This is a genomic window from Vibrio scophthalmi, assembly GCF_040869025.1.
Taxonomy (GTDB): Bacteria; Pseudomonadota; Gammaproteobacteria; order Enterobacterales; family Vibrionaceae; genus Vibrio; species Vibrio scophthalmi.
Genome location: NZ_CP134271.1, coordinates 358,393 through 377,622 on the forward strand (window position 1 = coordinate 358,393; position 19,230 = coordinate 377,622).

Sequence of the window (19,230 nt, forward strand, 5' to 3'; positions counted from 1 at the left end):
ATGAGCACACAGAATAAAAAGCCACGTTGGCGATACTGGTTAAGAGAGCTGTTTTTCGCCGTCATTATTATTGCAGTTGCGTCATATGCGATGGATTTCTACCACAGCAATGCTGCGCCCAAGGGAAAAGCCCCTGAAATCCAAGCGTTCGATATCGATGGCCAACTCATTGATGTCAACGCCATGAGTCAAAACGACCAGCCGGTGATCGTCTATTTTTGGGCGACATGGTGCGGAGCGTGTAAATGGGTTAGCCCGACGGTAGATTGGTTTACTGAGGATTATTCCGTGGTCACCATAGCACTTTCATCTGGAAAGGATGAGCGTGTACACAGCTATCTCGATGCTAAGCAGTACCACTTTAGCGTCATTAACGATCAACAAGGCACCATTAGCCGTGAGTGGGGTATTCGCGTAACTCCAACCATTGCCATCATCAAAAATGGTGAGATTAAATACCTCACAGCAGGAATAACCACGCCATGGGGATTGTGGCTACGAATGCTCTTTGCTTAGAGTACTTAGCGGAATGCTGAGACTTTAACTTGTTTGGAACGCTGAAAACAAAAAAGCCACTTCATTTGAAGTGGCTTTTAGAATCAAGGCAGATATTATTCCGCTGATTTCTCTTTAGCAGCTGTCACAGCAATCGCTAGCTCATCTAGAGATGCAGGGTTTGCCAAGCTTGGTGCGTTGGTCAGTAGACACGCAGCCGCTGTTGTTTTAGGGAACGCGATAACATCACGGATGTTATCAGTACCACATAGCAGCATCACTAGACGGTCTAAACCGAATGCAAGACCTGCGTGTGGTGGCGTACCGAATTTTAGAGCATCAAGTAGGAAACCAAACTTCGCTTTTTGCTCGTCCGCTTCAATACCTAGAATGCTAAATACTGCTGATTGCATTTCTGCGTTGTGGATACGTACTGAACCACCACCAACTTCGTAACCGTTAATAACCATGTCGTAAGCATTTGAGTTTGCTGACGCTGGGTTTGCGATTAGCTCTTCAGCTGTTAAGCCTAGAGGAGAAGTGAATGGGTGGTGCATTGCATGTAGGTTACCTTCGTCATCTTCTTCAAACATTGGGAAGTCGATAACCCATAGCGGTTTCCATGCTGCTTTATCAGTAAGCTCAAGGTCAGTACCCAGCTTCAGACGTAGTGCGCCCATCGCTTCAGTCACAACACGTTTGCTGTCTGCGCCGAATAGGATGATGTCGCCAGTTTCTGCTTGAGTGCGCTCTAGGATTTGAGCAACCACTTCTTCGTTTAGGAATTTAGCCACTGGAGACTGCACGCCTTCAAAGCCAGCAGCGCGATCGTTCACTTTCATCCACGCTAGGCCTTTCGCACCGTAGATACCCACGAAATTGGTGTATTCGTCGATTTGCTTACGAGACAGTGCTGCACCGCCAGGAACACGAATTACCGCTACACGGCCTTTTTCGTCGTTCGCTGGGCCAGAGAACACTTTGAAATCAACATCTTTCAGGATGTCAGCCACGTCTACAAGCTCAAGTGGGTTACGTAGGTCTGGTTTATCTGAACCAAAACGACGCGCGGCTTCTTCAAATGACATGATTGGGAACTCACCCAGATCAACATTGAGCAGCTCTTGCCACATTTGACGAATCATTGCTTCTGTTTTTTCACGTACTTGCTCAGCTGACATGAAAGAAGTTTCGATATCGATCTGAGTAAATTCAGGCTGACGGTCAGCACGTAGATCTTCATCGCGGAAACATTTAACGATTTGGTAGTAACGGTCAAAACCAGACATCATCAGCAGCTGTTTAAATAGCTGAGGTGATTGAGGTAATGCGTAGAAGCTGCCTTTGTGTACACGACTTGGTACTAGGTAGTCACGCGCACCTTCTGGTGTTGCTTTGGTTAGTACTGGTGTTTCGATATCTAGGAAGCCATTCTCATCTAGGAAACGACGTACGAAGCTTGATGCTTTTGCACGTAGTTTGATGCGGTCGCTCATCTCTGGGCGACGTAGGTCTAGGTAACGGTATTTTAGACGTTGCTCTTCAGAGTTCTTTTGGTTGAAGTCTAGAGGAAGCACATCACTACGGTTGATGATTTCAAGACCTGAAGCAAGGATTTCCACTTCGCCTGTTGCCATACCAGCATTGATTTGGCTCTCAGGACGTGCACGTACTTCACCCGTCAGTTTGATACAGAATTCATTACGTAGTTGCTCTGCGACTTTATAAGCATCAGCCATGTCTGGATCAACTACTACCTGAACGATACCTTCGCGATCGCGCATATCGATAAAAATAAGACCGCCTAAATCACGGCGACGGTTAACCCAGCCGCAAAGTTCTACAGTTTGTCCTGCAAGGGACTTGTTCAGGTGACCACAGTAATGGGTACGCATAATGAAATTCCCAATCTCTCTAATTTTGTTAATACCGTCTGTCGAGCGTAAAAATATCGACAGAGCAAAGTTCCATTTATACGCTGAAAGCGACGGAAAATCGACTATTCAACATACAATTTATTGCGATTTACTGTCTATTGGTGCTTTTTAAACCAGCTAAGGGGTAAAACGGCATCAATGACGAAAATTGGCGCTGATTATAGCCCGAGATTAGTGATTTCGGCAAAAGTCTCGTAAAGTATCTGCAGTGGAAAATTTGTAAGCGAGATTATGACGTCATTACCGATTCGACTTGGGCTCACTATGTGGTCACACAATCAGTGGCAACAGAGCTTTTATGGCTCCGGTACCAAGCCCGCTGAGCGGCTAGAAAAGTACACTCAGGTATTTCATACCGTTGAGGGGAACACCACTTTCTACGCGACCCCCAATAACCACACGGTACGTAACTGGCACGCCGCCAGCCATGACAATTTTAAATTTACCTTCAAGCTACCTCAAGCCATTACGCACCAGCAGATGCTCAAAGGGTGCCAAGCGCAGCTAAAAGACTTTATGCACGTTATGGCGCCTCTACACGAGCGTATAGGCCAATGGACAATTCAACTGCCCGCGGCATTTTCCCCGGCCGACTTGCCTACTCTGCAAAAATTTTGTGCCCTGTTCCCGCCCAACTTCCCGCTTGGTGTTGAAGTGCGCCACCTTGGCTTTTTTGCCAAAAATGATGATGAGAAACGCTTTAATCAATGGCTGATGGAAAGCGGAATTGACCGTATTATTATGGATAGCCGCCCACTCTTTTCCGCCGAGCCGAATAACGCGGAGATCATCGACGCGCAAAAGAAAAAGCCCCGTGTCCCGGTGCATGCCATCTCAACAAGCCATCACCCAATGATCCGTTTTATTGGCCACCCAGAGGTAGAAGCCAACCTCGAATTCTTTGCCCCTTGGCTGAGTAAACTGCCTCAGTGGATCGAGCAAGGAAAGCAACCTTATTTGATGGTGCACACCCCAGACAATGTTATAGCACCCGAGTTGGCTATAGCTTTATATCAACAACTACAACAGCACTGCGCTTTACCCAACCTCTCCACCTTTCCAGTCAATGATGGTAACAACCAACTGGCGATGTTTTAATTAGAGCGGTTTGCAGGCAGTTTTTGCTCTCCATAACGCAATACATGACAGAGGCGTGAAATTTTCATAAAATACGCGCCCTTTTCCATGCTAGTCGTAATAGCGCGAGATAACTTATGAACCCTAAGAGCAATTCGGATACCATTTTTTCGGCCCCAATCGATAAAATTGGTGATTTCACGTTTGATGAGCGTGTCGCGGAAGTCTTCCCTGATATGATTCAGCGCTCCGTCCCGGGCTACAGCAATATTATCTCAGCGATTGGCATGCTGGCAGAACGTTTTGCCAAACCACACAGTAATATCTACGACCTCGGCTGCTCGTTAGGTGCCGCAACACTGTCAATGCGTCGTCACATCCAGCAAGAAGGCTGCAAGATCATTGGCGTAGATAACTCCTCGGCAATGGTTGAACGCTGCAAACTGCACGTCAATGCTTACCGCAGTGATACCCCGGTTGAGATTGTCGAAGCGGATATTCGCCATATCGAAATTGAAGATGCGTCGGTAGTGGTCTTAAACTTCACGCTGCAATTTCTTTCTCCAGCGGATCGCTATACGCTGCTTGAAAAAATTTATGCCGGTTTACGCCCTGGCGGCATTTTGATCCTGTCTGAAAAGTTTGTCTTTGAAGACGGAGTAGCCAATGATCTGCTGATCGACCTGCACCATGATTTCAAACGTGCTAACGGCTACAGCGAACTTGAGATCAGCCAAAAACGCAGTGCGATTGAAAATGTCATGCGCCCTGATTCTAAGAAAGAGCACAAAGAACGTTTCGCGAAAATTGGTTTCACCAGCTTTGATGTGTGGTTCCAATGTTTCAACTTCGGTTCAATGTTCGCGATTAAATAGCGAGAAGCGAGAAGCGAGAAGCGAGAAGCGAGAAGCGAGAAGCGAGAAGCGAGAAGCGAGAAGCGAGAAGCGAGAAGCGAGAAGCGAGAAGCGAGAAGCGAGAAGCGAGACATTTTTGGTGCTCTGCGCTTTGTGTCAAATTTATATTTTATTTACTCAGTGAAAAACTATGTTTAATTTTGCCAATTTTTACCAACTCATTGCCCAAGATACGCGCCTGCAACCTTGGTTGAATGTTTTGCCACAACAACTGACCGATTGGCAGAATGCCGAACATGGCGACTTTGATCGCTGGTTGCGCGCACTGAATAAAATCCCAGCGGGGACGCCAGACAATATCGATATCACCGAGTCTGTTACGATCTCGGATAACGAGCCAATGCACACTGGCGAGCTGAAAAAACTAGAGAACTTGCTGCGTACATTCCACCCATGGCGTAAAGGCCCGTACCATGTACATGGCATTCACATTGATACTGAATGGCGCAGTGACTGGAAGTGGGATCGCGTATTGCCACACATCAGCCCACTGAAAAATCGTAACGTGCTTGATGTTGGTTGTGGTAACGGTTACCACATGTGGCGCATGCTTGGTGCGGGTGCACGTTTGTGTGTCGGTATCGACCCGTCACACCTATTCCTCATTCAGTTCGAAGCGATTCGCAAAATGATGGGGGATGATCAACGCGCTCACCTGCTGCCACTAGGCATTGAACAATTACCAAAGCTGGAAGCGTTTGATACTGTATTTAGTATGGGTGTGCTTTATCACCGCCGCTCGCCGCTGGATCATCTGATTCAACTTAAAGACCAATTAGTCTCAGGTGGTGAGTTAGTACTAGAAACCTTGGTGATTGAAGGTGACGAAACGTCTGTTCTTGTTCCTGTTGACCGCTATGCGCAAATGCGCAACGTCTACTTCTTCCCGTCGGCAAAAGCGCTCAAAGTATGGTTAGAGCAAGTCGGCTTTGTTGATGTGCGCATCGTCGATGAGAATGTCACTTCGGTGGGTGAACAACGCACCACAGATTGGATGACGCATAATTCACTGCCAGATTATCTTGATCCAAATGATTCAAGCAAAACGGTTGAAGGTCATCCTGCGCCACGTAGAGCAGTATTGGTCGCAACTAAACCATAGATTTATTAAGCAAAAACGTCGCACACTTATCATTTCTTGACATAGATTTAACTCAGAGTAAATCTCATATCAGTAACCTTAGACAAAACGGTATAAGGATGCATAATGCATCCTTACTTTTTTATACTGCTTTAGGGTTACTTTCTCTCCTTGTGAGAACTTTTTGATCTTCCTCTATGAGGTTTCCCAAACCTTGGGCTAAAATCAAAATGTTAGTTAACTCATATCATTATCAGCAATCGTACTCAGCCAGTTCTGATTGTTGATAACAAACACAATGTACCGTAGGCGTTTTAATGTTCATCCGTATCACTCCAGTTATCGTTGTTGCACTCTTGTCAGGTTGCACACTGACTAAAGGCGAACAGTATCATCAGCAAACTCTTGCTACCCTTCACGACGTTGAAACTAATCTAAGCACGCAGATTGAATCTCTCCATTCACAAATTTTACTCCAATCTGATCAAATTGCTGGCTTAGAAGAGCAACTTACCCAACTTCATCAAAGTTCGCAGGAATTGCAGCAAGAAACTCTCGCAAAAATCAGCGAAGTCTCTGTTCAACAAAACAAAAGTGTTGTTCCCGTTGTTGTGCCAACCGCGACCAATCCAACCCACGGAGTCGTGCTTGGTGAAATCGAACGTGTAACGATTGACTCTATCAAGCAAACTTTCGATGCCCGTGTTGATACTGGCGCGGCCACTTCTTCGCTTAACGCCGTCGATATCGAACAATTTGAACGTAACGGTAAGAAATGGGTTCGCTTCCACCTTTCTGATGATAAAACCCCAATGAATGACGAAAACTGGATTGAAGCACCGGTGCTGAAGTTCGTTAAAATTCGCCAGTCAACCAACGAAGAAGTTGAGCGTCGTGCGGTTGTTGAGCTATGGGTTAAAGTTGGGAAAATCCATGAAAAAGCGCAGTTTACCTTGGCAGACCGCTCACAAATGAGCCATCCTGTACTGCTCGGGCGTGAATTTATTAAAGATATCGCCGTCGTGGACGTAAGTAAGAAATACGTTCAGTCTGAAAAAGAATAAACCACAAAGGCCTTTTATGACTTCAAAAGTCCCTTTTTACATTTTCGTCAGCTTGCTGGTTATTGCCGGTATTGCACTGAGTATCTTTAGACACCAAAGCTATGGCGTACCATGGACACCGGGCGAAACACGTCAGGTTTGGGACATTGAAGCGCGCGTGCAGTTTGATGCCGAAAATAAACCCGTTAAAGCGTCATTAGCCGTACCTGATACGCAAACGGGCTTTACGCTTGTTAGCGAGTCCTCCTCATCACCAGGCTACGGGGTTTCGTACGTCAAAACCGATTCTGGCCGTCGCGCAGAATGGTCTATTCGCCAAGCTTCTGGGGCGGAAACTATCTACTATAAAGCACAGTTTTTAGTCGACCCTCAAGCCAAGGTTGCACCGATTGCACCTGACGCAGAAATCACCGCGCCAACTTTTGATGGCCCTACTGAAGCAGCGGCTATCGCGCTTATTGAACGCGCGAATAAACGCTCTGCCGATGATGTAACCTTCACTCGCGAACTGATCAAACAACTGAATGACAATGACAGCCAAAACGCGGCATTAATTCTCAATAAGATGTCGAAGGTCGAAGCGGTCTACAAAATTCTCTCTTTCAGCAAGATTGAAAGCAAAATTGTCGGCGTCATTGAACTGGAAGATGGCCGTCGTCGTCAAACCATTCAACACATGAACCAAGTATGGGACGGAAGCCAATGGCAACTGTTTAACCCTGAAACCGCAAGCCAAACTATCTCTCCCAATATTTTGGTGTGGGATGAATCTAACGTTTCTTTGCTTGATTTAGTCGGTGGTCAGAACAGCCAAGTACACTTCTCGATGATTGCTCAAGAAGTTTCGCCACAGCAGGCGACGGCAGATAAAGTAGAAGCGGACGGCTTACTCAACCTATCGATCCACAGCTTACCGCTAGAAGAGCAAGCGATGTTTAAAACCATCATGCTGATCCCAATTGGTGCGCTAATCGTGGTCTTCCTGCGTGTGATCATTGGTTTGAAAACCTCAGGTACCTTTATGCCAGTGCTGATTGCGGTAGCCTTCGTGCAGACCCAGCTTGTCACCGGCATTGTCGGCTTCCTTTTGATTGTCGGTACGGGTTTGGTGATCCGTAGTTACCTCTCAAGGCTTAACTTGTTGCTCGTCGCTCGGATCTCTGCGGTGATCATCACCGTAATCATGATTATTTCTGTATTTACCGTCGTGGCCTTTAAAGTAGGTCTGACTGAAGGTCTATCGATTACTTTCTTCCCAATGATCATCTTGTCATGGACTATCGAACGTATGTCGATTCTATGGGAAGAGGAAGGGCCGAAAGAAGTGGTACTGCAAGGTGGTGGCTCATTGATGACCGCGGTTCTTGTTTATCTAGCGATGACTAACGCTTATGTTCAGCACCTTACTTTTAACTTTATCGGCCTACAGCTAGTCGTGTTGGCTTGTATTCTATTACTCGGTACTTACACAGGTTACCGCCTGACTGAACTGCGTCGCTTTAAGCCATTAGTTGAGGATTAAGCCTATGTTTCTTTCTCGCTTAGCTTCTCGCTTTACCTCGCCGTTCAAGTTGCGACATAAAGGTATTATGGGCATGAACCAACGTAACCACAGTTACATTGGTCGCTACAATGATCGCTCAAAATACCCTTTGGTGGATGATAAGTTAAAAACTAAAATTATCGCCCAAGAAGCCGGGGCGACGGTGCCGAAGCTGATTGGGGTGATCCGCCATCAAGCCGATGTGGGCAAGATTCATAATATGGTCAAGGACTGGCCTGGCTTTGTCATTAAGCCAGCTCAAGGCAGTGGCGGTAAAGGTATTTTGGTGGTGACTTCGCATAAAGATGGTGTTTACACTAAACCGTCTGGTGCAACCATCAACCAAGAAGATGTTGAACGTCACATCAGTAACGCTCTTGCGGGATTGTTCTCGCTTGGCGGTAAAAACGATGTCGCAGTGGTCGAAAACCTTATCAAGTTTGATGACTGCTTCGAGGGCTTCAGCTACGAAGGTGTACCTGACGTGCGTATTATCGTTTTCAAAGGCTATCCTGTTATGGCGATGATGCGCTGTTCAACTTCTGCCTCTGATGGTAAGGCAAACTTACACCAAGGTGCTGTCGGCGTTGGATTAGATATCGCCACTGGCCGCGCTATTCGTGCGGTACAGTTTGACCAACCTATCAGCCTTCATCCTGATACCGATAAAGATCTGATGACACTGCAAGTGCCGCATTGGGAGAAACTTCTCGTGCTTGCTTCAAGTGCATGGGAGATGACCGGACTAGGCTACATGGGGACCGACATGGTTCTCGATAAAGAAGAAGGCCCAATGGTATTAGAGCTCAATGCGCGTCCGGGCTTGGCGATTCAAATCGCCAACGGTGCTGGTTTATTGCCTCGTCTACGGCATATTGAAAACCTTGGCATACCTGCAGACTATCCAAAACCTGAAGAACGCGTTGCCTATGCGGTGAAACACTTCGCTACACCGCTCAAATAATTGGACGTAATTCCCTGATTTTAAAAGCTGCCTTGGGCAGCTTTTTTATTGTCCTCACCCATCACACCATGAAAAAAGGCTACCCGAAGGTAGCCTTTCAATCTCTGTGCTGTCAGTGAAAGAGTGACAAATTACAACTCTTCGATCAACTGCTGTGCATCACTCTTTGGTTGCTCTGTTTGACCAAAACCGCGTAGACCCACCACGTGTACATGTTCGTGGTCTTTAAACACCTTACGCACCAGTTTGTAGGTTGTGCCTTTTTCTGGGCTGATGTTTTCAGGTGCAGCGATAAGAAGCTGCATATCCAAACGGTCACACAATTCAAATAGAGTAGAGATAGACTTGGTATCCAAACGAGCCGCTTCATCAAGGAACAATAAACGACATGGAATAATGTCCTTACTGCGTAGACGACGCGATTCTTCTTCCCAGCTCTGTACTACCATCAATAGAATTGACTGACCAGTACCGATCGCCTCACCAGTTGAAAGTGCACCCGACTCTGCTTGTAACCAACCATCTGCACCACGGCAAACTTCAACGCTTAGCTCTAGGTAGTTACGGTAATCCAGCAGTTCTTCACCCAAGACTTGTGGCGAACGTTGACCCATGTCGATATGTGGGTTAACGCGTTGGAACAGCTTGGCCATCGCTTCTGAGAAGGTAAAGCGTGGGCTTTCAAACAGATCTTTGTGTTGCTCTTGTTGAGTCGCAAGACCTTGGAGTAACACCTCATGGCTTTCGCGCACCTTAACATTCAAACGCACGCCTTTCACTTGACCAAAGCCAATGTTAGATAGGCCTTGGTTCAGCATACGAATGCGGTTTTGTTCGCGTTGAATGGTCTTCTTAATGATGCTCGCTACCGAGTCAGAGCTGATCGCCAAACGATTCTCACGCTGAGTTAGCTCTTCAGTTAGACGTGCTAGCTCCACTTCCATCTCTTCAATCGCTTCCACCGGATCATCGGTGCGAATGATATCTTGGCGGATACGCTCACGCAGATGTTGGTAAACCGCGATATAAAACAGCACTTTACGCTCTGGGTAAGCGGTATCTTCAGAAAGACGTAATGAATCGCGCAGATCATCATTATCAGAGACTGCTAAGCGCAATGCACCCAACGATTTATCCGACATTGAGCGTAGCTCAGCCGCAGACATGTAGGCTAATTCACGCTTATGCAAACGACGCTCTACGTCATTCGCACGTGCAAGACGCAGCACTGAACACCAACCTGCTTTCGCTAACACCACAAAAGTGCGCAGCTCAGTGTATTCCTTCTGCACTTTCTTCATACGCTTAGCCAGCGTCTTCATTTCAAGTTCAGTTGATGTAATCGTGCGCTCATGCTCACTCTTACGGCTACGAGAGGTATGTAGACGCTCTTGCAGTTCGTCACGACGACGCTGGGCACGTTCTGCTGCACCTTCGTCTGCGGTTACACCAAACTCTTGTAGCTCTTGCTTAAATTCTTGAACCGTTTCCAACTTCGCATGATGAGAGCTCTTTAATGACGCCAATACTTGGTTGTACTGGTTCATCTGTTCGCGAGTCTGTTTTAGCTCATCACGACTGCGAGTACGCATACGCTCAGCTTGTACCAGTTTCGCTTTAAGTTGCTCACTCAGTTCACTGCTCTTACTGAGTAGCGCCACAGAGTCGGAATAAGCGAAGTAATGACGACGTTCAACTAAATCTGATAGAGCAAAGATTTGTGTCTTCAGAGTCTGCAGTCGACCATCCGCGGCTTGGTAATCCGCTTCAAGCGCATCAAACTGCTCAGGGTCAACATCCAACGCACTGATCACACTTTCCAGTTCACTCACCGCTTTCGCATGCAGTGATAAGAAGCCTTTCGCTTGCGAGACTTGCGCCAGTTTTTCTTCCACTTCAGCAAAGCGCGCCTCTAGCGTTTCGTCTTCGATAAAACGCATGATTGGAGCTAACTTATCAAGCAATGAAACCGCTTGTTTGCTCGCCATTAGCTGAGTGCGTTGCTGCTGCTCTTTGCTATCAAGATCAGAGAGAATACGGGCTGCTTGGCTACGTTTTTCACGTACCGCCAATAGCGCTTTTTCTGGGTCAGCTTGGAAAGCCACTTGAATATGCTTAGCCACAAAGTTGTTGAAGGCTTGATATAGACGCTGAAGCTTTTGTGAATCGAACGCAGCCTTAGCATGGTTCTCGACCACTTCTTCACGTTCTTCACGTAACAACTCCAAACGTTGTTCACGAGCAGCGCGACCAAACAATGGGATCTCAGGCAAGCGCGAGTAACGTAGTTGTCGCTCATTCAAACGAACACATACCGCGCCTTCAAGCTCTTCCGCATCAAATGAGCTGTCATCGAACGCGTCAATGTCACCTTCGATGATGTAAAGGTCTTCTGGACAATCATCCAGTTCGACCAGTTTTTCTTCGATGCCCGCAAGATCAGAGACCACAATCGCATGACGCGCCGGGCCGTACATCGCACTGAAATATGGCGCATCACTCAAGGTAATGTCATCGTAAATTTCAGACAGCAGCACACCACCAAGTGTATCAGCGAGGCCTTTTACACGCGGATCGTTCGAGCCACCCGGAGAGGCTAAACGTTCAATTTCACTATCAAGGAAGCTGCGACGCTCTGCCAACTTATCTTTAGCGATCGACTGCTGTTTCTCTTCCTCAAGCACCAATTGCATTTGTGTCATGACCGCTTGGCTATCAAACAGCTCTGCGCCACTTTGCTCTTTTAGGCTCTCAAGAGCGTCATTTGCAGCAATCCAAGCCGGGGCAATCGCTTCAAGTTTGCTAATTTCAGCCTGTGCATCTTGCTCTACGCGACGTTGCTCACTGCGTTGTTCACGCAAATCTTCTTGCGCGTACTCTAGCGATTCAATTTGCGCAGCATGACGCTCACGCTCTTGCTCGAAACTCAGCTCATCAATCAGCTCAACGTTGTGCTGCTTATGGTAATCTTGGCCCAACTCGCGCGCTTGGCGCTGTTGGTTCAAGCTCCCCTCAAGATCGCGATGTTGCGCGCGCCATTGCGCTTCGTTCTCACTGACTTGCTTAGCTTCACGAGCTTGATTAATCACTAGCTTAGCTTGGGCTGCTGCTTGCTCACGAGGCACATCACCTTGGATGCTACGTACTAAACGCAATGCAGTTTCAAACTGCTTAACCGCCGCTGATGACATATCTAATTTATGTTTCAGTGCTAATAGCGTGGTGGTATTTTCGGTTTCGCGATGTTTTAACTCTGAAACTAACGCTTGTGCCGTCTCGGCCGTTAAAGAGTTATCCGCCAACAATTGTTGTGCTTTACCTAACGCTTCAACCGCTTGTTGATATTGCAATGCACGAGTTTGCTGCATGTCCAACGCTTGCTGGTAATCAGCCAACTGCGTTTTCAGGCTGTCGACTTCTTCTTCTGCAACGGTCGCCTGCTCTTCAGACATCAACACGCGTTCTTGCGCTTCTTCCACTACCATCGCTTGCTCTTCAAGACGCTCGCTGAGCTCTTCAAGATCTTCTTGATAACGGGCAATTTTTTCTTGCTGACGCAGAGCGTTTTGTACTAATTGCAGATGGTCTGATGCCGCTTGGTGATCTTGCTCTAGTGCCGCTTCACCTTCAATCAGCAGTTCTAACTCTTCTTGCACGCGATTTAGCAGATTGTTTTGCTCAATCAAGCTTTGACGCGAACCAAACAATTCACCACGCAATGACATGGTTTGTTCAATTTTGTTACGACGCTCATTGGCATGACGCATGTAATCAGCCGCCACGTAATTAGTCGATTCGGTAATCAAATGTTTGAACAAGTCACGGTCAGCTTGGGTGGTTTTGATCGCTTCGAGCGTCATGCGGTTTTCACGCAGTGCCGATTCCATATCTTGGAAGGCTTTCTTCACCCCGCCGTTTTGTGGCAGTAAGTAGTCACGCAGTGAACGAGTGATCGCACTTGAGATACCACCGTATAAAGAGGCTTCAATCAGGCGATAGAATTTTGAACGGTCTGCTGAGTTACGCAGTTTTTTCGGGATAACACCGTACTCAAACATTTGCGCATGGTAATCAACAATCGATGGAAACGCTTTGAATTGCACACCTTCGTACTGCGCAACGCTCTCTTTCACTTCGTTGATTTGACGCACACGAGCTTGTGTTTCAGACACGCTTTCAATCAGTAGATCGGTTGGTTTTACATGGCTTGGTAAGCCTTGGATCACAAACGGTTTGATATCTACTTTCTTATCACGACCCGCAACTTGCTGTAGCTTCACAGCAAATAATAGACGTTGATTACGAGAGTTAACTACGTCTAGCGCAGCATAACAGGCGCCAGGCTGCAGCTTACCGTATAAACCTTTATCGCGAGAAGCTTGGCTACTGCCCGCTTCTGTGGTATTACGGAAGTGCAATAGTGTTTGGTCAGGAATAAGGGCTGTGATAAATGCCGCCATCGTGGTCGACTTACCTGCGCCGTTACCGCCTGATAGGGTGGTAACGAGACCATCAATATCAAAAGTACGAGCAAAAAAGCCGTTCCAGTTGATCATGGTCAGTGATTGATATTTACCGCGTTGAATCATGCTTCACCCTCTAATTCTTCTTGTTCTTGGTGATCATCGTCATTAAGCAAGCTACCTTGGCTTGGCTCTTGGGTATGAATTACAGCCTCACCATCACGGATCAGACGCAATTGCGCTTCACGCATATCATCACCCACACGAACATCCGCACCAAAGCGGAACACGGCTTCACTGATGCGGAATTTACCGGTTTCACCGATATTGATGATCATGCCAAGACGACGAAGACGACGCAAAGAGGTACGCACTTTATCAAATAGCTTCTCTTTATCGAGATCGGTCCCTGTTGCACGGTTGGTCACTAACTTCATTAACTTATTTTCATCAGTTAATTGCAGCAGTTCGTCGTACAACTCTTGATTGGTGAAAATACCTTCATGAGCCAAACGCTCTGGGCTCAGATATAGGAAACACAGTACTTTGCCCACCAGCATATCAAGCTCAGACAGCACGCTGCGGCTGATCAATGAGGTTGAACGTGGACGCAAGTAGAAGAAGCCTTCTGGTGCTTTTACAAGTTCAGTGTTGTAACGCTGATAAAATAGCGCTAATTCGGTTTCAAAATCTGACAACAAAGCATGGTTATCTAGATCTTCACTTGAAATATGACGCCCGGCACGCAACACGCTATCGAGTGCTGGGAACAGAGGGTTGGAAATCGCTTTTGCCAGTTTTTCTGGCATGTATTCATTAGTATCGGTCGATGACATTTGCTTGTACCTTTGCACCAAATTCGTTGATCGCTTGCCAGTCTGGCTGAACCGCTTGGTAATCCGCTTCGGAATAACCCATTCTGACGGCTTGGTCGACCACTATTCGGGCTAAATCAAAATGATGAGTGCGAGGATGTTGAGCCAAATAATCGCGCAACACCGTACCTAAATCGATTGGCATGCCACGCTCTTTATGCGCTTTAAGCATCTCACCAATGCGCTCAGACAGCTCATCATTGACTTGTTGAAACTCTTCGTATTCTACTTCTAGTGGCACTTGACCGGTCACTTCATCGTCACGCAGCACAAGGGCTTCATCACGTAAGTCGCTCAGACGCTCAGCGTCGGCATAGGTTAAGAACCAAGGCATATCGAAGTAGTCTTTCATTGATTGGCGCAGACGCGTGCTAAAGGCACGGTTCTTATCCATATCGATCGCGGTACGAATAAACTTATGTACGTGACGGTCGTAGCCAATCCAGAGGTCAATTGCTTGCTGACCCCAACGAGTAATGCGGTCGAGCTTCATCTGGAGGCCAAACAAAGTCTCTTCGACAAACTCAAGCTCTTCATCACCGTAGATGATTTCTTGGATATCTAAAATTTGCGTTTGCAGCTCATCACCCGCCGCCTGCAAGGTATCTTGCAACTCACGTAGAGTGGTTGAGGTTTCAGACAATAGAGCTTCACAGTTGTTGATCGCTTCACGCCAATCTTTATTGAGCAGTTCGGCAATTTGCAGTTTAACCGACTGCTGTTGCTCATCCATCACACGCTGGTTGAGATCAATTTGATCAAAGATTTCGCCTACTGAGTATTTTAGAACCCCATAAACATTCTTCTTCCAGTGACCGGCCGTGCCGCCTTTTTGCGCCGCTTCAATCGCTTTTGCCATCTCATCGGCCACCATCGACAACTGAATCGATAGCTTAAGACGAGAGAATTCACGGTGACGCACATAGTAATCGGTAATACCAATCGCCAAAGGCGACAAGCGATAAATACTGACACCATCATTGATTTCGCTGGTAAATCGGCTAATTAGACGCTGCTTTACCATTTCATTGATGGCATTGTTCGCACGAAACGCAGAGGCTTCGCCCGTATCTTCAAATAATCGAGTGACGATAGTGAACGCATCATGGAGTTCACCTTCACCCAATTCTTCATCAAACCGTTCGTTACTCAATACAGAGATCGCGATAAGAAAAGCCAATCTTTCGCTACTTAGGTTCAATGAGAAATCGTGTTGCTTAACCCAGCCGACCAATTCATCAATCGGCTGCTCAGCAACATTGAGAGTCATCTCACTCATTGTTCTTCCTGTTTATCTTTCTTCTTCGCCCATACATGAATGTATCGACCTAGTGAGAGGTAAGGCTCTTGTCGGCACAATTTTTCTTCTAGTGCCAACACATCTTCATACTGGAACTCGCCCATATTTTGGCGATTACCGATGTAATCACTGAAACAGCGAATGCCAGATTTACCACAGATTTCAAAACCCGCCTCTTCGATCCATTGATAGACCTCTTCAGGAATCAAGCCTTTCTGCGGCTGGAGTTTAAATCGTTTACGGTGTGGCATGCCATCTAGCACGTGCGGAATGTTGCCACATACGACATTTTTATAGACCAAACCATGATGGTTATAAAACATCACCGAAGCGATACCATCGGTTTTGACTTGTTCAAGCAATGTTTGCAACGCTGTTTTTGGATCGACCAACCACTCCATTACGGCGTGGAACATCACCAAATCCACTTGGTTATCCATATGCTGAGCAATCTCCTGCACAGGAGAATGGATCAAGCGGTAGCGGTCGAGTAGACCATTGCGTTCTATTTCTTGTTTTGCTAATTGCAGCATCTCAGAAGATAGATCACACAGCGCCACTTGATGTCCGAGCTTGGCAATCTTTTGCGACATTTGCGCAAGGCCTCCGCCTGCGTCGAGCACTTGCAGGGTTTGAGTCTCGGCGCCCAGTTTGGCGAGCGCTTGCTCAAGATCTTGCCAGACAATGACTTGGCGAATCTCGCCTTTGTCAGAGCCGTATATGTTTTTTGCAAATTTGTGGGCAATATCGTCGAAATTACGGTCTTCAGTCACAGCAGCTTGGGTTATCATGTCTAATCGTCCTGCTATTCTGTCACAAGAAGGGCAGATATAAAGAGGGATTCTCTTAAATTCTCATCAACTGGTGTTTTTTCGGACTATTTAAGTATGTTTGAGCTGAAAAAAGTCGTCTCGTCTTTACTTATGCCTTTACCAGCAATGCTGATCATTGGCTTTATCGGCTTAATGCTGATCATGTTTACAAGAAAGCAGAAAACAGGCTGCCTGATTGTTCTCTTCTCATTTATTGGAATGTTTTTGATCTCATTCCAACCTGTTGCCTCTCGTTTATTGATGCCGATTGAGCGTCAATTTAGCGTTTTTTTACCCGTCGATAAGTCGATCGATTACGTCATGGTGCTAGGCAGTGGTCATGTGGTGGACGATTCCATCCCACCTACCTCTGAATTAAGTCGCACTGGTTTAATGCGTTTGGCCGAAGGCATCCGTATTATGCGTATCTATCCGGGCTCCAAGTTGATTCTGTCAGGTTATGCTGGCGGTTCTGATGTCAGTAATGCACGCATGATGGCCAAAGTCGCTTTGGCTTTAGGTGTCGCTAAATCTGATATTATTTTGCTGGAAACAGCGAAGGACACTTGGGAAGAAGCGCGCCAGGCGGCCGCATTTGTCAAACGCAAAGAAGTGGTCTTAGTGACTTCGGCAAGCCACATGCAACGTGCATTGAATGAGTTTCACTCTGCAGGATTAAACCCATACCCTGCGCCAACCAATTATTTGGCTCAAGATGAAATTCATCAGTTCTGGAGTAAGTACACGCCAAAAGCGATTTACTTAGAACAAACTGAACGTTACTGGCATGAAACGCTTGGTCGTATCTGGCAAAGCTTGCGTGACTGGGCCTCCGATTACGAAGAGCAAAGTATTGAAGCATCACAGAGCAATCTTTAACGTTCACTCAAGTGCCAAAAAAGACTGACTGATGCTGTCGCCACATAGAAAAAGAAAAACCGAAGCCTAGGCTTCGGTTTTTTTATTGTTGGGTTGTTTCAAAGACGATTAATCGCCTGCGAACATATAACCTTCACCGTGAACCGTGACAAAGATTTGCGGGTTCTTAGGGTCGAACTCCATCTTAGCGCGCATACGACGAATCAGTACGTCGATAGTACGGTCGTTAGGCGCATCAACGCGGTGACTGATCATATTAAGAATGCGTTCGCGACTTAGCACTTGGTTAGGGTAAGTTGAAAGCGCAACCAAAAGCTCGTATTCCGCTTTAGTCAGTTTTACTGGCTCGCCGTTACGGCTAAGCGCACGGCGTTGAACGTCAAACATCCACTCACCAAAACGAACTAAATTTGAATCGTTTTTCTGATCAACAACACTACCGGCATTACGCGCTGACGAAATACGCCACAGTAGGTTTTTCACTCGAACTAACAGTTCGCGAAGTTCAAACGGTTTTGTTACATAATCGTCGGCACCCATTTCTAAACCAACGATCTTATCAATGCTATCCGTGCGTCCTGTTACCAGGATAATTCCAATGTCAGACTGACTGCGTAGTTCACGCGTTAACATCAAGCCATCTTCACCAGGAAGATTGATGTCTAGCATGACTAAATCAATCGCATGATTTTGTAGTGTGTCGCGCATCTGCTCGCCGCTTTCTGCTTCGCTGACGGTGTAACCTTCATTTTGAAAGTAGCCAACCAGCTTGCTGCGAGTTACTGCGTCATCTTCTACAACTAGTACGTGATAGCTCATCTAAACCACTTAATTTGCATTGGGAATTGTTTACGACCTACATTCTATTCATATATCGTAACATTTCTAGTATTTGTTACATTAAAATCAAGAAAGATGATTTTTTATTGATTCAAAACAAAACTAGCCCAAGCATTAACATTTTGCCATTTTTGCACTTATTTTGACGCATTGTGTGTTATCCCTATTCATTTTTCTTCGCTAGAATAGTAGGAGAATGAAAATAGGAGCATTGTTTGATGCAAGAGTTAAAAGCGTTTAACGAAAAGCGTGCAGAAATTTACTGGTGGTTCTCTAGCTTATTTGCCAAAGAGCTAACTGAAGCGGATCTAGAGCAATATCAAAGCCCTGAGATTCGTAGCTTTTTATCTGGCCTTGGTGAAAACCCAAGCCTAAAACCAGCCATTGATGATGTAGTGGATGCACTTAACCGTCAGCTAGACCGCGAAGATGGCCAGCTAGAGTTGGCGGCTGACTTTTGTGACTTATTTTTAAAGTCTGATAAAGAATCTGCACTGCCTTATGCTTCTATGTACATCGGTACAACCGGTCTACTGCATGATAAACCAGCGAACGAAATGGACGCATTACTTCAAAAGTACGGTGTTGCGGTTGAACAAGGCTTGAACGAGCCTGCGGATCATATTGCGATTGAACTTGATCTGCTCGGTAACATCATTATTCGTTCAAACGAGCTTGAGCAAGAGCGTCATTTTGAAGAAAGTTTCGTTGAACAAGAAGCCTTTATCCGTCAACACATTCTAAGCTGGGTGGCTAAATTTGCGACCAAATGCAAAGGCTTAGATAAGTTTGGTTTCTACTCTGCCGTTGCGGCGCTGCTGGTTGCGTTTTTAGAGCTTGATTGCCAATACTTAACGGGTGAATGACGCTCAATATCTACCCAATAGGTGTTTGATGCGTTGATGCGTAATGAGTTGATGCTGAATAAATTCGCGAATAACGGCTTTTTCTAGGGTTGGTGTGGTGTAATAAAAGTAACGAGTGAC

General features: G+C 46.3%; 15 protein-coding genes. 9 read left to right on the forward strand and 6 right to left on the reverse strand.

From position 1 onward, the window contains the following. Positions 1–516, forward strand: coding sequence for a protein disulfide oxidoreductase (locus RJD38_RS01535; protein WP_083163342.1), 516 nt, complete (start codon positions 1–3; stop codon positions 514–516). A gap of 95 nt (positions 517–611) precedes the next feature. Here the strand turns inward: RJD38_RS01535 and aspS are convergent, their stop codons facing one another. After that, a complete protein-coding gene (aspS, locus tag RJD38_RS01540) occupies positions 612–2,390 on the reverse strand; it encodes an aspartate--tRNA ligase (protein ID WP_005600103.1) in 1,779 nt (592 codons plus the stop codon). 273 nt (positions 2,391–2,663) lie between these two features. On the opposite strand from aspS, the gene RJD38_RS01545 reads away from it, so the two are divergent. The 6 genes from RJD38_RS01545 to RJD38_RS01570 all read left to right on the forward strand — a co-directional run bounded on the left by RJD38_RS01545 (position 2,664) and on the right by RJD38_RS01570 (position 9,075). Next, the gene (locus tag RJD38_RS01545) at positions 2,664–3,530 is read left to right on the forward strand and encodes a DUF72 domain-containing protein (protein WP_005600105.1); all 867 of its coding nucleotides are present in this window, start codon (positions 2,664–2,666) and stop codon (positions 3,528–3,530) included. Positions 3,531–3,646: 116 nt separating this feature from the next. Further along, complete coding sequence (gene cmoA / locus RJD38_RS01550) at positions 3,647–4,384, forward strand: carboxy-S-adenosyl-L-methionine synthase CmoA (protein WP_005600107.1); 738 nt, start codon at positions 3,647–3,649, stop codon at positions 4,382–4,384. Positions 4,385–4,553: 169 nt separating this feature from the next. Then, positions 4,554–5,525 (forward strand): tRNA 5-methoxyuridine(34)/uridine 5-oxyacetic acid(34) synthase CmoB, encoded by a 972-nt coding sequence (gene cmoB, locus RJD38_RS01555; RefSeq protein ID WP_005600109.1) that lies wholly within the window; start codon positions 4,554–4,556, stop codon positions 5,523–5,525. A 296-nt stretch (positions 5,526–5,821) separates the two neighbouring features. Beyond that, positions 5,822–6,568, forward strand: coding sequence for an ATP-dependent zinc protease (locus RJD38_RS01560; protein WP_065545160.1), 747 nt, complete (start codon positions 5,822–5,824; stop codon positions 6,566–6,568). Positions 6,569–6,584: 16 nt separating this feature from the next. After that, entirely contained in the window at positions 6,585–8,090 is a 1,506-nt protein-coding gene (locus tag RJD38_RS01565) for an inactive transglutaminase family protein (RefSeq protein ID WP_005600113.1), read from the forward strand. Positions 8,091–8,094: 4 nt separating this feature from the next. Next, the gene (locus RJD38_RS01570) at positions 8,095–9,075 is read left to right on the forward strand and encodes an alpha-L-glutamate ligase-like protein (RefSeq protein WP_065545159.1); all 981 of its coding nucleotides are present in this window, start codon (positions 8,095–8,097) and stop codon (positions 9,073–9,075) included. Between the two features lie 131 nt (positions 9,076–9,206). On the opposite strand, the gene mukB is transcribed toward RJD38_RS01570, so the two are convergent. From mukB to cmoM, 4 genes are read right to left on the reverse strand one after another with little or no spacing between them, the layout of a single operon-like run. After that, entirely contained in the window at positions 9,207–13,664 is a 4,458-nt protein-coding gene (gene mukB, locus RJD38_RS01575) for a chromosome partition protein MukB (protein ID WP_367971385.1), read from the reverse strand. Next, positions 13,661–14,374 (reverse strand): chromosome partition protein MukE, encoded by a 714-nt coding sequence (gene mukE, locus RJD38_RS01580; protein WP_005600126.1) that lies wholly within the window; start codon positions 14,372–14,374, stop codon positions 13,661–13,663. Before mukE ends, mukB begins: the two co-directional genes overlap by 4 nt. Continuing rightward, positions 14,355–15,692 carry a chromosome partition protein MukF gene (mukF, locus tag RJD38_RS01585; protein ID WP_065430663.1) on the reverse strand — a complete coding sequence of 446 codons (1,338 nt, stop codon included), beginning with the start codon at positions 15,690–15,692 and terminating at the stop codon, positions 14,355–14,357. Before mukF ends, mukE begins: the two co-directional genes overlap by 20 nt. After that, complete coding sequence (gene cmoM / locus RJD38_RS01590; RefSeq protein ID WP_086027423.1) at positions 15,689–16,486, reverse strand: tRNA uridine 5-oxyacetic acid(34) methyltransferase CmoM; 798 nt, start codon at positions 16,484–16,486, stop codon at positions 15,689–15,691. Before cmoM ends, mukF begins: the two co-directional genes overlap by 4 nt. A 114-nt stretch (positions 16,487–16,600) precedes the next feature. On the opposite strand from cmoM, the gene elyC reads away from it, so the two are divergent. After that, complete coding sequence (gene elyC, locus RJD38_RS01595) at positions 16,601–17,404, forward strand: envelope biogenesis factor ElyC (protein WP_005600130.1); 804 nt, start codon at positions 16,601–16,603, stop codon at positions 17,402–17,404. A 108-nt stretch (positions 17,405–17,512) separates the two neighbouring features. Here elyC and torR read toward each other — a convergent pair whose 3' ends face one another. Further along, positions 17,513–18,223, reverse strand: a complete 711-nt coding sequence (gene torR / locus RJD38_RS01600) for a two-component system response regulator TorR (protein ID WP_005600132.1) — start codon at positions 18,221–18,223, stop codon at positions 17,513–17,515. A 239-nt stretch (positions 18,224–18,462) separates the two neighbouring features. Here torR and torD point away from each other — a divergent pair, with 239 nt between their 5' ends. Further along, complete coding sequence (gene torD / locus RJD38_RS01605) at positions 18,463–19,110, forward strand: molecular chaperone TorD (protein ID WP_005600134.1); 648 nt, start codon at positions 18,463–18,465, stop codon at positions 19,108–19,110. The last annotated feature ends 120 nt before the right edge of the window (positions 19,111–19,230 follow it).

What these genes read in the sequence shown, in the direction of transcription:
- RJD38_RS01535 (WP_083163342.1), top strand. Translation starts at nt 1, where the DNA reads ATGAGCACACAGAATAAAAAGCCACGTTGGCGATACTGGTTAAGAGAG.
- aspS (WP_005600103.1), bottom strand. Translation starts at nt 2,390, where the DNA reads ATGCGTACCCATTACTGTGGTCACCTGAACAAGTCCCTTGCAGGACAA.
- RJD38_RS01545 (WP_005600105.1), top strand. Translation starts at nt 2,664, where the DNA reads ATGACGTCATTACCGATTCGACTTGGGCTCACTATGTGGTCACACAAT.
- cmoA (WP_005600107.1), top strand. Translation starts at nt 3,647, where the DNA reads ATGAACCCTAAGAGCAATTCGGATACCATTTTTTCGGCCCCAATCGAT.
- cmoB (WP_005600109.1), top strand. Translation starts at nt 4,554, where the DNA reads ATGTTTAATTTTGCCAATTTTTACCAACTCATTGCCCAAGATACGCGC.
- RJD38_RS01560 (WP_065545160.1), top strand. Translation starts at nt 5,822, where the DNA reads ATGTTCATCCGTATCACTCCAGTTATCGTTGTTGCACTCTTGTCAGGT.
- RJD38_RS01565 (WP_005600113.1), top strand. Translation starts at nt 6,585, where the DNA reads ATGACTTCAAAAGTCCCTTTTTACATTTTCGTCAGCTTGCTGGTTATT.
- RJD38_RS01570 (WP_065545159.1), top strand. Translation starts at nt 8,095, where the DNA reads ATGTTTCTTTCTCGCTTAGCTTCTCGCTTTACCTCGCCGTTCAAGTTG.
- mukB (WP_367971385.1), bottom strand. Translation starts at nt 13,664, where the DNA reads ATGATTCAACGCGGTAAATATCAATCACTGACCATGATCAACTGGAAC.
- mukE (WP_005600126.1), bottom strand. Translation starts at nt 14,374, where the DNA reads ATGTCATCGACCGATACTAATGAATACATGCCAGAAAAACTGGCAAAA.
- mukF (WP_065430663.1), bottom strand. Translation starts at nt 15,692, where the DNA reads ATGAGTGAGATGACTCTCAATGTTGCTGAGCAGCCGATTGATGAATTG.
- elyC (WP_005600130.1), top strand. Translation starts at nt 16,601, where the DNA reads ATGTTTGAGCTGAAAAAAGTCGTCTCGTCTTTACTTATGCCTTTACCA.
- torR (WP_005600132.1), bottom strand. Translation starts at nt 18,223, where the DNA reads ATGAGCTATCACGTACTAGTTGTAGAAGATGACGCAGTAACTCGCAGC.
- torD (WP_005600134.1), top strand. Translation starts at nt 18,463, where the DNA reads ATGCAAGAGTTAAAAGCGTTTAACGAAAAGCGTGCAGAAATTTACTGG.